The organism is Parendozoicomonas haliclonae, from assembly GCF_900174585.1.
GTDB classification, from domain to species: Bacteria; Pseudomonadota; Gammaproteobacteria; order Pseudomonadales; family Endozoicomonadaceae; genus Sansalvadorimonas; species Sansalvadorimonas haliclonae.
Map to the genome: position 1 here is coordinate 344,920 of NZ_FWPT01000007.1, position 13,470 is coordinate 358,389.

Below are 13,470 nucleotides of genomic sequence, written 5' to 3' on the forward strand. Positions count from 1 at the left end.
GCCTATCAAGGGTTGCGGCCGAAACGGCTGAAGTCCGGATCACGCTTCTCAACAAACGCGTTGCGTCCTTCCTGGCCTTCTTCTGTCATGTAGAACAGCATGGTCGCATTACCCGCCAGCTCCTGCAGACCCACCTGACCATCACAGTCAGCATTCAAAGCCGCTTTCAGGCAGCGCAGCGCCAGAGGAGAGTTGCGCAGCATCTCACGACACCACTCCACAGTCACTTCTTCCAGCTCTTCCAGAGGCACAACAGTGTTCACCAATCCCATGTCCAGCGCCTGCTGGGCATTGTACTGACGGCACAGGAACCAGATTTCCCGAGCCTTCTTCTGGCCAACCAAACGTGCCATATAGCTGGCACCAAAGCCGCCATCAAAAGAACCAACCTTTGGTCCGGTCTGGCCGAATACGGCGTTCTCAGCAGCGATAGACAGGTCACAGATCATATGCAGAACATGGCCGCCACCGATGGCGTAACCGGCGACCATAGCTACGACCGGCTTAGGACAGGTACGAATCTGACGCTGCAGATCCAACACGTTCAGGTGATGTACACCGGTGTCATCCTTGTAACCGGAGTCACCACGAACCTTCTGGTCACCACCGGAACAGAAAGCACGACCACCGGTGCCACACAGAATAATAACGCCGACTTCGCTGTCACGACGCGCGTCGTCCATCGCCTTTTGCATTTCCATCACGGTCAGCGGGCGGAACGCGTTGTGCACGCGTGGACGATTGATGGAGATACGGGCAATACCTTCCGCCTTGTGGTACAGGATGTCCTCATAGCCTTCAGAGAAACACTGCCAGTTCAAGGCGTCACGAATAGGAGAGTTGTTCATGATCGGTCAAATCAGTATTGAAACATCATAGAAACCGGTTTGCCTGAGCACCGGCAAGCAGTGCCTGGGCAAATCCGGACGGATTGTCACGGTGAGCATTATGGCCGGCCGCGGGCACAAGCCCGGTTCTGACCAGTCCATCCGCTGACAGTTGTTCAGCCAGCAATCTGAATTTCTGATCATGCTCACCGACAAGATAGACAACAGGTCGGTTTTGCTCTGCCTGTTGCGTGAAGACGGGGCGAAAGTCCGGCTGTCGGGCCAGACTGCAACTGCGCAGCATAGCGGCCAGGGCCATACCCTCAGAAGAAAACAGACTGTCGTCGGATAGACTCTGCTGACTACGTTCTGCCACCAGACGACAACGCTCTTGTTCCTGCAGAGAACTGAATACCAGTTGCCGATACCAGTCATCCAATACCTGGGACAAAGGCTCCTGCTCAAAACGTTGCGCCCAGCCCTGATCATTCTGCCAGCGAGCCGCCTTCTCTGACGCCTGCACAAGGCCGGGGTGAGAACCTTCCAGAAACAGCTGCGTTACCAGCTGTGGAACCTGCTTTGCCAGGGCCAGAGCAACTCGGCCACCAAGGGAATAACCCAGCACGGCACAACAATGGTGTCCATGCTCCAGCAATGTTTGCTGCACAGCATGGGCGACACCGTTCAGATCATCGGGAATAACCATCGGACTTTGGCCATGTCCGGGCAGGTCCACAGTCAGACAGTGAAAGGATGACGTCAACAAAGGCAAGACCGCATCCCAGTCTCGACCCGAGCCTAAAAAACCATGCAGCAAAACCAGCAATGGGCCTTTGCCACCATGATCAACCAGATTCAGTAATCCGGAGTCCTTAATGGACACAGTGATTACCCTGCTGATCAAAAGACATGGCTTTTACCGATGCCAGCACCTGAACAAATCGGTTTGTTGCTTCGTCCGGCGGGCAGATCACTTCAATAACGGCACCCTGCGAGCTGGCCAGCGCACTCTCAAGCGCACGGTCATATTCAGCAATAGACGAAGGAGCTGTGTAATGAAGGCCAAACATCCGGGCGCCATACTGCCCCTGAAAGTCATGCTCTACCCGGAAGCACTTCTGCCCGGCCGGTTCAGGCACCGGGAACAGATTAAAAATACTGCCACCACTGTTGTTAATCAGCACCACCAGCAACTGATGCTCTCGCACCAGAGCCAGTGAGTTCAGATCATGCAGGAATGAAAGATCACCGATCAGCAGTACTGTCTTTCTTTGGCTGCCTGCGCTATGTCCACAGGCTGTGGCAATAAGTCCATCAATACCACTGATGCCCCGGTTGCTCCAGACAGGCAGCCATGGTTCAGAAGTCACCGTGGACAAGCTGTCCAGATAGCGGATAGGCATACTGTTGCCAATAAACAGGTTTACTCTCTTCTGCCACTGCTTTGCACATAGGGCTTCATGCAAAGCACGGGTGGCATCAATCTCCGAGAGCCTAGCTTCTGATGTGTCAGCAGACAGCTGCAGGTTAATCTGTTCCGCAATAGCACCGCCTAGCTGCATCAAGGCGTTCCACCAACTCTGATCACCTGCAGGTGCCTGCACGCTCCGACAGAAAGCGGCCACCGGCAATGAGAAACGATGGGTCACGGAAAAGTTAGGGTCGTGCCGATCACTGCGCTCGTCCACATACCAGTGCTGATGGCCATGGTCAGTTATCGCGCGATGCGCCAGCCAGGTATTGATCGCTTTGCTGAGAACTCGTCGGCCAACCTGAATCACCAGATGGCTCTGGTTCAGCAGCTCCTGAACAGCACCGTGGGCATAGGCCATATCTGCCGCAGGAAGTGCCAACGAATGACCATGCAGGCCGGATTGAATATCCGCCACCAGCAGCCAGCCGGTGCGCTTCACCAGCTCTAGCACGGCATCACGCTCTTCATGGCGCAACTGTCCTGCCAGCACAATCACTCTGATTTCGGAAATAGCCGGCAAGGATGGAATAGTGGACGAGCGAGACATCCATTCACAAAGAGGCTGAGCAACCTGCAACCAATGCTCCACGGGCTGCAGCCAGCTGTCAAAACTTTGCGTCGAACCCTGTCCGTAGAGAGGCTCGCGCAGAGCCTGATTGATATGAACAACACAGGTATCCGGCTGCCGAGCCAGTGCTACAGCTTCGTCCAGCATCTGTAGCAGCCAGCGGGCCGGTAGCTTTGTATCCGGTACCGGCACCTGAAAAGTACGGGCCGCCGCTTCCCCAAAGATACCGGGCTGTGCCAGAGTCTGGTTGGCGCCACAACCTAACAGTTCTGCCGGCCGGTCTGCAGTAAGCAGCAACAGAGATACACCACTCTCCCGCGCTTCGTGAACGGCCGGAGCAAGGTTGGCGACGGCAGTACCGGACGTGGTAATCACCACCACCGGTGAACCGGTTTCCCGGGCCAGCCCCAGAGAGTAAAAGCCCAGACCCCGCTCATCAAAGTGCACATGCACCTGTAGATTGGAGTGCCGTTCAGCAGCCAGAGCCAGCGGTGCACTGCGGGAACCGGGAGCCAGACAGATATGGCGAATGCCGCAACGGTAAAGCTCTTCAAAGATCAGGTCACACCAGAGACTGGTCAGATCTGTAGGACGATTATTCACAGAGAGATTCAGTCCGGTCATTACAGCTCAATATCCAGGATGGACTGGATGGTACGCAGTTTGCTGTCCAGCTCGGCCCATTCGGCATTGATATTGGAGCCCGGAACCAGTCCGGCTCCGGAATAGAGTTTCAGGGTTTGTCCTTCCAGACGGGCACTCCGCAACGCCACGGCAAACTCTGCGCCCTGAGCATGCAGGGTTCCAAACGGTCCGGCGTACCAGCCACGGGGATAATCCTCCAGCTCAGCGATGAGCTCATGGGCTTCAGCCTTCGGCAGGCCACCAACAGCTGGCGTCGGATGCAGCAACCCAAGCAGCTGAGCGTCAGTGGTTTCAGGATTCAGACGGGCATTAATTCTCTGCCGCAGGTGTTGCACACTTTTCAGCCGGATCAGTTCAATATCCCGCTCGGTGTCTACAGTCTCGGAACACTGGGCCAGAGCCTCCTGAATAGAACGCATCACCAAAGCATTTTCCCGACGATTTTTATCATCAGTCAGCAACGCTGCCGCCAGACGTCGATCCTGAACCGGATCGCCATTACGGGCTGTGGTACCGGCCAGTGCTTCACTGTGCAGCTGGTTCTCTGTTCGCTGGTAAAGGCATTCCGGAGAAGCCCCAAAGAACACCGCGCCATCCGCCTGACAGAAAGCAAAGCGATAGGTATTTGGATTCAGGGACTGCAATGCAGACAACATGGTCCATGGGCAAAGCGGGCCATTCAGCGCCAGCGTCTGTTCACGGGAGAGCACCACCTTGGCCACCCGCCCCTCTTCCAGGGCATCCAGAGCCTGTGCAGCACACGACTGCCAATAATCCCAGCCAGGATGCTCATCAGTGATTTCGGCCTGTGGCAGTTCGGTAGGGAAGCGATCCGCGCAGTGGAGTGATTGCAGCGAATCGATCAAGCGCTGCTGATGCTGAACGGAAGACAGAGAACCATCGAAGATAAAGTGACAGGACAGTGTTAATCCAGCCTGATCCCGCACCAGCTCGATCTCTGGCAAAACCAGCTCACCACCGCCAAAGCCTGGCCAGTGATCATCCTCCCGGGAGGAGAAAGCCAGACCACCATACACACGGGCTGATGGCATATCCTGAAAAACATCGGCCAGAGCACTCTGGCACTCGCTCAGCGCATCCGTTGTATTCTGTTTAAACGACAACGCCGAGCCAAACACAGCCACTTCCAAAGTGTTATCCCGGTTAGCCCAATAGAGGCGCAAACCTGCGCCTCCGGCCAGTAGCGGCAGAAACTGAACTTCTCCCATCTCGTGCCCTACCACGGGCACGCTGATGCGCTGCCACTGACTGGTGGGCTGAGCCAGGGAAAGACTGTGCGTCAGCGAGTCAATAGCTTGCTTCAAAGCGTCGGGGCGTTGGGAGTTGACCGGGTTCATCATCCATCAGGGCTATGCTGCAGTGAAAACCTATTCTAAATCGACGGGCACCGCGCTCAGATTGGTACAAACCGAAGACAAAGCAAGTTATTGCCCGTGATTCCCATCCTCTTGCTCAGGATGCGTGTGATAGAATAGCTCCGCCTTAGACGACCAAGGATTTTGATTTTATGGCAACCAACGGTGCCTCAGCCCGTCAATGGCTTGCAGAGCACGGCCAGCAGAAGTCTGCCGATGAACTGCAGCGCATCCGCAATGCCATTGCCACCAAGCTGGAAGCCCTCTCGGAAGACCATCCCGATGAAGATGGTCTGCTGGAAGCGCTGGATGTGATGGACGAATGGATTAACAATGGTGGCCAACCTGTTGCTCCTGCCGCTCTGGGCTCTAATGATGCACCAGCAGCCGAGCCGATGTTTGACAGCAGTCCTCTGACCCCAGACCTGCAACCATCCGAAGAGTTATCACCAGCCGAGAAACGCGCTCGCTTTCAGGCTTTGCTGAAGACCGGCCATATTCCCGCCGGAGACTAAAACGGTTTCACTCAGACGAAATCCGTTTATTACTCTCCAATCAGTCTGCATATACTCCCTCGTCTGCCCTGCTCTACGGGATAGACCGAGGGAGAGAATATGAGACGCCTCTACTTTGTCACCCACTCCATTGATGATGCCGAACGTCTGGTAACCAATCTGCAACACGCCGGCCTCAGTGAATGGCGCATTCACGGACTGAGCCAGGATGATGCTGCACTCTACCATCACCATATTCACCCGGCTCACCTGTTCCAGCGCTATGACCTGATTCACCTCGGGGAGCGGGGAGCCATGATCGGCTTTCTGGTCAGCCTGCTGTGGGCAACCGCTATCCATTATGCCAATGTGATTCCGGGCAGTTTCGGTATCGCAGAAACGGCCTTCACCATAATGTTCTTCACCCTGTTTGGAGCCTGGACGGGAGGGCTGGTTGGTATTACCCGGATCAATTACCGGATCGCTCGTTTCCAGCAGGATATTGCGGAAGGCGCCTGCCTGATTCTGGTTGATGCCCACCGCCGGCAGGAGCGTCAGATCAAAAGCTGGGTGACTAAAGCCCACCCGGATATCACTCTGGCGGGCAGCTCATCCACCTTTACCAACCCCTTCTCCCGAGCGGTGAAGAAAGCGCCGGAAAGCCCGCATTCACCGAAAATCATCTGATCGGGAATAGTTAGTCCTGCTTCCATAAGCAATGATTATTGATGATTTTCCCAAATGGCCTCGCATTCTCTTATGGGTCGTCTTTACTGAGAATTGTGGCTGCCCAAGGGAGTTCCTGAGCGGCATCCGCAAATCCCCCAGAAAACCTTTAGATTGCCTTGAGCAAGGATGCCGTTGTGAATCGGAAGCAAACCCGTCGACTTTTGAAAATGGAGAAAATTGTTGGTGATGTGGCACTGTGGGCTCTGATTGCCGGAGCTCTGTATTGGCCGTTTTACATGCTGATGTAAGGACGGAATTGCTGAATCAGTCAGACAAGAAACGTAAAGCCCCGGTCTCACATGAGCCGGGGCTTTGCTTTAGCGACTTAGCCTAATCCGCCATTTCCCCACGAAGACGCAGGTAAATAGAGGAAGCCTCTGTTCTTTGCATATCCACCAGACTGACCAGAACAATAGCCAGAGTCGAGAAGACAAATCCCGGCAGCAATTCGTAAAGATCAAAGAGGCCACCATCCAGTTGACTCCAGATCACCACAGTTGCACCACCCACCAGAATCCCGGCCAGAGCACCGTTACGGGTCATGGTCTTCCAGAACAGACTGATCAACAGTGCAGGTCCAAACGCCGCACCAAAGCCGGCCCAGGCATAGGCCACCATACCCAGAACCGAGCTTTCAGGATTGAGTGCCAGCAGTGTTGCCAGCGTAGCAATCACAATCACACCTATCCGCCCGGCCCATAAAACTTGCCGCTGGCTGGCCTCACGGTGGAACATATCTTTGTAGAAATCCTCAGCAAAAGCTGTGGAGCACACCAGTAGCTGAGAATCGGCCGTACTCATAATCGCTGCCAAAATGGCCGCCAGAAGAATACCGGCTACCACCGGATGAAACAGGCTGTTTACCAGCAGCATAAAGATCTCTTCCGGATCGCTGATCACCTGACCGGTATTCTGGGTGTAGGCAAAACCGGTCAGCCCAACCAGCACCGCAGCGACAAGACAGATACTGCTCCAGCCCACAGCCACCCAACGGGCTGCCGGCATATCCTGCTCGCTGCGAATGCCTTTGAAGCGCGCCAGAATATGAGGTTGCCCAAAATACCCCAGCCCCCAGCCCAGCAAAGAACAGATAATAATCCAGTCCAGCGGCTCACCATCTTTATTAGTCAGCGGGTTCAGCAGGGCCGGATTATGGTATTCCATATTAACCAACACATTCTCGATACCGCCCGACTGGTTGATAGCTATTACCGGTACCAGAACAAGAGCCGCAGCCATCATCAGCCCCTGCACCACATCAGTCCAGCACACGGCCAGATAGCCTCCAAACAGGGTGTAGGAAATAACCCCGACAGCACCAATAACGACAGCCAGGGTGTAATCAATGCCAAAAGCTGTTTCAAACAGCTTGCCGCCGGCTACCAGACCAGCACTGGTGTAGAACAGAAAGAACAGCAAGATAAAGCTGGCGGTCAGAGTCTGGAGGGTGCGACTGGAATCCTGGAATCGGTTGGAAAAGTATTCAGGCAGGGTTAATGAATTACCCGCGGCCTGGCTGAATACCCTGAGCCTTCGCGCCACCAACAGCCAGTTCAACCAGGTGCCGCCGAGTATTCCGGCAGCCAGCCAGAAGGCTTCCAGCCCGGAGGCAAAGGCATAACCCGGCAGGCCCAGTAATAACCAGCCACTCATATCTGAAGCACTGGCACTGAGTGCTGTCGGCCAGGGGCCCAAAGAACGTCCACCGAGAAAATAATCTTCACTGGTGACCGTCTTACGCCAAGCGTAATACCCCATAGCCAGCATGCCGGCAAAATAGATAAGAAAGGTGATGAGAACTGCCATCTCAGGCTGACTGGTGAAAGTCATTGGGCCTCCGTTTACACATGGCTGAGCGGATGACAGCACGTTTTCATTCCGTACATTTCTATGAAGTCTAGAACCTATAGAACGAGAGCGTCAGCATTTGCTATAGCTTTATAGCTGCGTGTACTAACCTGACAAATAACATCTCTCCGAAACAGATAATTACGCTATGGACATTGGTTCTTCAGGGATGAGGCCCGGTGTAGGGCAGACGCTTTCCTCACAGGTCATGACCTCACGCACGGGGCAGGACAGCGTGGTCGACAGCCTGAAAAACCTGTTTTCAGCGCTGCAAAAGCCGCTGACCAGTGTTCAGAAATTTGATTACCAGCCTATCCACACCGCTATTGCGGATGCCAAACAACAAGCTGCCAATCCTGCGACAACGCAACAGGCCCCACAAACAGTGGCAACGCCGGCAACCTCTCTGGAACAGGCCGCAACCGCCATTCAGCAAAAAGCCACCAATATGGTGATGAAAAGCACGGAAGCAGGCATGCACCGTGTTGGCGATCGCATGGAGAAGGCTGGGGATATGGTCTCCAGAATTATCGCCTCCACGATTAATGAAGTGGCCAACCAGATAGAGAAAGGCAATTTTCCCGCCATGGCCACCGCTATGGCTGATGGACTGGATAAGGCCGGCAGCACCATGAATGCGGGCATGAAGGTCGCGGGCCATGATGTCCGTAAAGGGATGGAAAAAGCCGCCACCAAACTGGAAAAGCATGACCCCATAGCTTCCAAAGAGTTGAACGCTATGGCCAAGAAAACCGAAGTCGGTTTTCAGGAGAGCGGTCAACAGTTTGAGATGACCATGAACGAGGCCGCAGAGAAAAACCGGGAATGGGGCCAGGCCATTTCCACCCATCTGGAAAACCCGGAGAAGCTGGCAACGGATGATGCAGCCTGGGATGACTTTGAATCCTGGCTGAGTGAGGCTGGAGAGAGTGTCAACAAATCCTCCGAAGCCATAGCCAAGGGGTATGAGCAGACCGGACAAAAGCTCTCTTCCACATTTAATGAAGTCGGTCAGCATATGCAGGAAACCGCCAAAACAGCCTATTACAAAGGTGCTCCGGATATTGGCCGACCCGCTTTACTGACTCTTGGCACCGGACTGGTGAAAGCCGGTATTAAAGTGATTCCTGTTTTTGCTGATGCCGCAAAAAGTGCCATTCAGGGCCTGGCGTCAGTGGGCGGAAAGATCAAAGATGGTGTCGAGAATATCGGCCAGAAAATCAAACAGGGCTTCACCGCCTTCGGCGATCAGATTAGCTCTGGTATGAACAAGGTCAAAGATGGGGTCAATAGCGCAACCAGTGCGGTAGGTAATGCCTTTACTTCTTTTGGAAACAACATCAAAGATGGCTTTGTGGGCGGATTCAACAAAGTCGGAAACTTCTTCAAAGAGTCCAATAAAAAGATTGCTGATACATTTAATAAGGTTGGCGTTGGCATCCAGACAGCAGCAGTTAACACCGGTAATTTTGTAAAAAATGGTGTGAATAAAGCGATTGATACGGTTATCAAAAAGCCCATGCAAAAAGTTAAGAACTTCTTTAAGAGCCTATTTTAAGATAACGCTATGAAAAGCTTGGCCAATATCCGCAAGACACTTGATCAGCATAATCAACAGGCCGAAGAGCTGGCTCGCCTGTTGGGTATGGACGAAACCCAGCATACCAGCCAACCGGCACAGGCTATGGCTGAAGCGCAACGCCTGGAGCTGGCAGGTCAGCTCGCCTTACGGGCCGAAGCCGCGCAGAAAAAGATCAATACACTGATTAAAGAACCAGATCAGCTAATGGAGCTTCTGGAGCAGGCGGTTCCTGAGAACTGCAACGACGATATCACCCTCAAGGACGTTGTTGATCGTGCTATCCCTGGGTCAAGCCAGGCTATTCTGCACTATCACCAGACGGTTAAAGAATTGCACCACACGCTCTACCCCGGCGCAGACAAACAGTCGGCTAAAAAGGCCTCTTCAAGAAAGGTGAAACGCAGCGGCAAGAACTTCCTGTAACAGCGATATTCTTTCTTTATGGCTGGCTCTTAAACAAAGCTTCCCAGCCTTGAGTATGAATAGGACCAGTTGCCTTTAAACGGGTATTACGCAACTGCTCATCTTCAGACGATAATAAACGCAGTGGCGTATTGGAATGCTCACAGACCCATCGCACTCTAGGGTCACGTCGGAGACGAAACTGCTCTAGAGCCTGAGGAAGTTGCTCTTTATTCGTCAGACCACCAAGCACTTCTGTAAGCACTGTGACATCCTCCAGCCCCTGTGCCACGCCCTGCTGCAGAATCGGGCCACAACCATGGGCTGCATCACCAATACAAAGCACCCGCCCTGAAGACCAGACAGGATTATTCAGCACCCGCATCCGCCCGGTAATCAGGCGATTCTCCAGCATTTTACCCTGCGTCAGTTGAACAACAGCAGGAACATAGCCAGAGAAACACTGCTGAAGCTGTGCTAGTGCCTCAGCCTCATCCAAGTGCAGAGTATCCTGATCAGCACGGTGGCCATAACAGTACACATCACCAGAGCTCAGTGGATAAATCAGGAAAGCATCATTTCTGCCCAGATAGAGCTGCGGGTCATGACCAAATCCATCCGGCTTTTTTGCGAGGAAACGCCAACAGAACAAACCGAGATCATCGAGCGCAGTCCCTGGAAACAGGGTTTGCCGCAAAGGTGAATGAAGACCTTCTGCAGATAGCAGTAAATCGCAATGCAGTTGCTCACCACTACTCAATTTGGCCGCTACAGAATTATCAGAATCACTCTGTCTGACTTCGGATATCTCCGTTCCCATAGCGACCGGAATATCCTCTAAACCCGCGACCAACTGCTCATGAAGATCCTGATAACGTAGTGCCAGATACGGAGCATCATCAGGATATAGTCCATCAAAAGCGCGATGACATAAACGGTCGCCTGATGCTGTCAGGTAGCTTATGGCGCTTCCCTGCTGCGCAAACGGTTCGATTTGCTTAAGAAGACCAAGCTTTGCCAATTGGCTGGTAGCATTAGCCGGTAAGGCAACTCCCGCACCTCTGGGAAGCCATTGTGATACCCGCTCTATTACTCTGACTTTATGTCCTGCTTGACTAAGCGCCCGTGCTGCAGCGGCACCAACCAGACCACAGCCGCTAATAACAATAGAAAGATTCATAGTTCCCCCCAATACAGCTTATTAATTAATAGACTGTTCTGATCGGAAAGGTTCGGAATTAGGCGATAGATCGGGATGACAGACAAGCAAAACCAACGTTGGCGTTAATATTACTGACAATTCCGCATGCTGTACCTGTAATTTAAGGCCACATGTTTCATCGGGCGTTTGATTAGAATACAGAGACTTCTTAAGATTTGATCCACTAATAATAACAATCCGAACTGGCACACTTATGAACTCAATGTCCTTCAGAGCTCTCTCCGAAGCTCCCTCCAGAATTCCCGCACTTATTATTTTGCTATTCACTTTGATATGCGGACATGCTTGGGCAGAAGATACAGCATGGGAATTAAAGCAGGATAAGAAAGGCATCGCTGTTTCAACTCGATCTGTTGAAGGTTCAGCTGTCAAAGAATTCAAGGGAGAAATGCTGGTCGATAATTCCCTTGGAGCCATTGTTGCCCTGCTTGATAACCCGGAAGCCGGCCCGGAATGGATATACAACTGCGAATCGATAACCCGGGTAGAGACCAACTCTGAATCACAGACCACCTGGAATCATGTCATCAACAAACTGCCGTGGCCTGCCGGGGATCGTGATCTGGTTGTGCGCAGTGATATGACACAGAGTCCGGAAACATACGATGTACTTATTGCCTTAAAAGCAGAGCCAGAACTTCTCCCTGAAGTCCCCGGTAAAGTCCGGATTCAGAAGATGAAAGCCTCCTGGCAACTATCCCCACAAAAAGATGGTCAGGTAAAAGTCACTTATCAGGCACATATTGAGCCGGGTGGCAGCCTGCCAAACTGGCTTGTGAACTCACTGCTTGTTGATACGCCCTACAAAAGCCTTTCTGCCATGCGTGAACTCCTTTCAGAAGACCAATATAAGACACAGTCACATCCCGATATTGTCGAACCGAACTCATGAAGTAGCAGGTCCAGAAAATAAAAGAAGCTTAAGAGACTTAGTCTCTTAAGCTTCCAGTGTTATCAAATTTTAAAAGCGTGCGTCAGTTCTTCAGCTCAAGCTGAACACGGCGATTCTGCATACGGCCTTCTTTGGTCGCATTCGTTGCAACGGGATCTTCCGGACCATCTCCTGCCATTGTAATACGGGCTGGATCAACCCCCTGACTGATCAGGTAGTTCTTAACCGCCATGGCACGGCTGACAGAGAGTTTGTTATTAAACTCCAGAGGACCGGTAGAGTCAGTGAAACCGGTCAGAGTAATCTTGGTGTAAGGATAACGCTGCATCAACACAACTTCCTGATCCAAAACAGCTTTGGCGTTAGCTGCCAGTTCGGAAGAAGAGAGCGCAAAGTGAACAGAGGCTAGATGTGCTTCCTCTAGAATGGCGCAGCCATTTTTATCCACTTTTTCACCCATGGCAGTGCCAGGACACTTATCCAGCGGATCAGGGATGCCATCACCATCGCTGTCAGCCGGACAACCATTCATGGCGACATCCCAGCCAGGAACCACATATTTACACTTTGCCGGCACTGGTTTGGGCTTGGCGGCAGGTTGTGCAGCCTTCGGCTCGTCATCCGCCAATGCACAGATAGCACCGGCCAGCAATGCACCACCGGCTGCTGCACCAACAGCAGTACCCGTCTTGTCCAGAGCACCACCGGCACCACCGACAACACCGCCAGCAATTGCGCATTCCCACCATTTGTTAAATGAACCAGTCTGACCAGACTGTGTTGCACAACCACTGACCAAAACACCTACGGCAACTGTCGCAAGTAAGGCCCCTTTTCCAGTTTTCATTGCCACGACAAAGTACTCCTCATTTCATGAGCAACGTGGCGAAAGTGTAGAAGGAAACTGTAAATACGAAAGGAAGGAAAAAATCTTTATACCGCTGGAGGCGGATTTTTAAGCATAAAAAAGGGTCAATCCGAAGATTGACCCTTTTGATTCTCATCGAGAATATGGTCGGGGTAGAGAGATTCGAACTCCCGACATCCTGCTCCCAAAGCAGGCGCGCTACCAGACTGCGCTATACCCCGAATTAGTTTCTTTCGTTAGAAAGATAACTAAACATGGAGCTCTTAACCGGAATTGAACCGGTGACCTCATCCTTACCAAGGATGCGCTCTACCATCTGAGCTATAAGAGCATAGAAGATAATATGGAAACTGTCGTTTTAGTTACTGCGCACGCTCTTTTGCGTGGTAAATCATGTCGCGTTATTCGATCATCTAAGATCGCTTTGGCGTTATATGGTCAAGCCGCACGAGTCATTAGTACTGGTTAGCTCAACGCCTCACAACGCTTACACACCCAGCCTATCAACGTCCTGGTCTTGAACGGCTCTTCAGGGGATCAAGT

Annotated in this window: 12 protein-coding genes, 2 tRNA genes and 1 rRNA gene; 5 read left to right on the top strand and 10 right to left on the bottom strand. The window is 52.5% G+C overall.

The annotated features are described in order from the left end of the window. Nucleotides 1-5: 5 nt before the first annotated feature. From menB to EHSB41UT_RS16440, 4 genes are read right to left on the bottom strand one after another with little or no spacing between them, the layout of a single operon-like run. Entirely contained in the window at nucleotides 6-848 is an 843-nt protein-coding gene (menB, locus tag EHSB41UT_RS16425; RefSeq protein ID WP_087111770.1) for a 1,4-dihydroxy-2-naphthoyl-CoA synthase, read from the bottom strand. A 25-nt stretch (nucleotides 849-873) separates the two neighbouring features. Beyond that, nucleotides 874-1,710, bottom strand: coding sequence for a 2-succinyl-6-hydroxy-2,4-cyclohexadiene-1-carboxylate synthase (menH, locus tag EHSB41UT_RS16430; RefSeq protein WP_207626668.1), 837 nt, complete (start codon nucleotides 1,708-1,710; stop codon nucleotides 874-876). Next, nucleotides 1,700-3,493 carry a 2-succinyl-5-enolpyruvyl-6-hydroxy-3-cyclohexene-1-carboxylic-acid synthase gene (gene menD, locus EHSB41UT_RS16435; RefSeq protein WP_087111772.1) on the bottom strand — a complete coding sequence of 598 codons (1,794 nt, stop codon included), beginning with the start codon at nucleotides 3,491-3,493 and terminating at the stop codon, nucleotides 1,700-1,702. Before menD ends, menH begins: the two co-directional genes overlap by 11 nt. Then, a complete protein-coding gene (locus EHSB41UT_RS16440) occupies nucleotides 3,493-4,875 on the bottom strand; it encodes an isochorismate synthase (RefSeq protein WP_087111774.1) in 1,383 nt (460 codons plus the stop codon). Before EHSB41UT_RS16440 ends, menD begins: the two co-directional genes overlap by 1 nt. Nucleotides 4,876-5,042: 167 nt before the next feature. Here EHSB41UT_RS16440 and EHSB41UT_RS16445 point away from each other — a divergent pair, with 167 nt between their 5' ends. Both EHSB41UT_RS16445 and EHSB41UT_RS16450 read left to right on the top strand, forming a co-directional pair. Next, nucleotides 5,043-5,405 carry a hypothetical protein gene (locus EHSB41UT_RS16445; RefSeq protein ID WP_087111776.1) on the top strand — a complete coding sequence of 121 codons (363 nt, stop codon included), beginning with the start codon at nucleotides 5,043-5,045 and terminating at the stop codon, nucleotides 5,403-5,405. Nucleotides 5,406-5,504: 99 nt separating this feature from the next. Further along, nucleotides 5,505-6,071 (top strand): hypothetical protein, encoded by a 567-nt coding sequence (locus tag EHSB41UT_RS16450; protein ID WP_087111778.1) that lies wholly within the window; start codon nucleotides 5,505-5,507, stop codon nucleotides 6,069-6,071. Nucleotides 6,072-6,443: 372 nt separating this feature from the next. Here the strand turns inward: EHSB41UT_RS16450 and putP are convergent, their stop codons facing one another. Beyond that, a complete protein-coding gene (gene putP / locus EHSB41UT_RS16455; protein ID WP_165767296.1) occupies nucleotides 6,444-7,943 on the bottom strand; it encodes a sodium/proline symporter PutP in 1,500 nt (499 codons plus the stop codon). A 166-nt stretch (nucleotides 7,944-8,109) separates the two neighbouring features. Here putP and EHSB41UT_RS16460 point away from each other — a divergent pair, with 166 nt between their 5' ends. Continuing rightward, nucleotides 8,110-9,519, top strand: coding sequence for a hypothetical protein (locus EHSB41UT_RS16460; protein ID WP_133060548.1), 1,410 nt, complete (start codon nucleotides 8,110-8,112; stop codon nucleotides 9,517-9,519). A 9-nt stretch (nucleotides 9,520-9,528) separates the two neighbouring features. After that, nucleotides 9,529-9,966, top strand: a complete 438-nt coding sequence (locus tag EHSB41UT_RS16465) for a hypothetical protein (protein WP_087111782.1) — start codon at nucleotides 9,529-9,531, stop codon at nucleotides 9,964-9,966. Between the two features lie 16 nt (nucleotides 9,967-9,982). Here EHSB41UT_RS16465 and EHSB41UT_RS16470 read toward each other — a convergent pair whose 3' ends face one another. Further along, nucleotides 9,983-11,125 (bottom strand): FAD-dependent oxidoreductase, encoded by a 1,143-nt coding sequence (locus tag EHSB41UT_RS16470; RefSeq protein WP_087111784.1) that lies wholly within the window; start codon nucleotides 11,123-11,125, stop codon nucleotides 9,983-9,985. Between the two features lie 244 nt (nucleotides 11,126-11,369). On the opposite strand from EHSB41UT_RS16470, the gene EHSB41UT_RS16475 reads away from it, so the two are divergent. Continuing rightward, complete coding sequence (locus EHSB41UT_RS16475; protein WP_242667346.1) at nucleotides 11,370-12,059, top strand: START domain-containing protein; 690 nt, start codon at nucleotides 11,370-11,372, stop codon at nucleotides 12,057-12,059. 82 nt (nucleotides 12,060-12,141) lie between these two features. Here the strand turns inward: EHSB41UT_RS16475 and EHSB41UT_RS16480 are convergent, their stop codons facing one another. From EHSB41UT_RS16480 to EHSB41UT_RS16495, 4 genes are all read right to left on the bottom strand, one after another. Beyond that, nucleotides 12,142-12,906 carry an OmpA family protein gene (locus EHSB41UT_RS16480; protein WP_087111787.1) on the bottom strand — a complete coding sequence of 255 codons (765 nt, stop codon included), beginning with the start codon at nucleotides 12,904-12,906 and terminating at the stop codon, nucleotides 12,142-12,144. Between the two features lie 165 nt (nucleotides 12,907-13,071). Then, a tRNA-Pro gene (locus EHSB41UT_RS16485) sits at nucleotides 13,072-13,148 on the bottom strand. Between the two features lie 34 nt (nucleotides 13,149-13,182). Beyond that, a tRNA-Thr gene (locus EHSB41UT_RS16490) sits at nucleotides 13,183-13,258 on the bottom strand. Nucleotides 13,259-13,361: 103 nt separating this feature from the next. Further along, nucleotides 13,362-13,470, bottom strand: a 23S ribosomal RNA gene (locus tag EHSB41UT_RS16495); the annotation flags it as partial.

Bases quoted from the DNA above. Each gene is read 5' to 3' on its own strand.
- menB (WP_087111770.1), bottom strand. From the start codon at position 848: ATGAACAACTCTCCTATTCGTGACGCCTTGAACTGGCAGTGTTTCTCT.
- menD (WP_087111772.1), bottom strand. From the start codon at position 3,493: ATGACCGGACTGAATCTCTCTGTGAATAATCGTCCTACAGATCTGACC.
- EHSB41UT_RS16440 (WP_087111774.1), bottom strand. From the start codon at position 4,875: ATGATGAACCCGGTCAACTCCCAACGCCCCGACGCTTTGAAGCAAGCT.
- EHSB41UT_RS16445 (WP_087111776.1), top strand. From the start codon at position 5,043: ATGGCAACCAACGGTGCCTCAGCCCGTCAATGGCTTGCAGAGCACGGC.
- EHSB41UT_RS16450 (WP_087111778.1), top strand. From the start codon at position 5,505: ATGAGACGCCTCTACTTTGTCACCCACTCCATTGATGATGCCGAACGT.
- putP (WP_165767296.1), bottom strand. From the start codon at position 7,943: ATGACTTTCACCAGTCAGCCTGAGATGGCAGTTCTCATCACCTTTCTT.
- EHSB41UT_RS16460 (WP_133060548.1), top strand. From the start codon at position 8,110: ATGGACATTGGTTCTTCAGGGATGAGGCCCGGTGTAGGGCAGACGCTT.
- EHSB41UT_RS16465 (WP_087111782.1), top strand. From the start codon at position 9,529: ATGAAAAGCTTGGCCAATATCCGCAAGACACTTGATCAGCATAATCAA.
- EHSB41UT_RS16470 (WP_087111784.1), bottom strand. From the start codon at position 11,125: ATGAATCTTTCTATTGTTATTAGCGGCTGTGGTCTGGTTGGTGCCGCT.
- EHSB41UT_RS16475 (WP_242667346.1), top strand. From the start codon at position 11,370: ATGTCCTTCAGAGCTCTCTCCGAAGCTCCCTCCAGAATTCCCGCACTT.
- EHSB41UT_RS16480 (WP_087111787.1), bottom strand. From the start codon at position 12,906: ATGAAAACTGGAAAAGGGGCCTTACTTGCGACAGTTGCCGTAGGTGTT.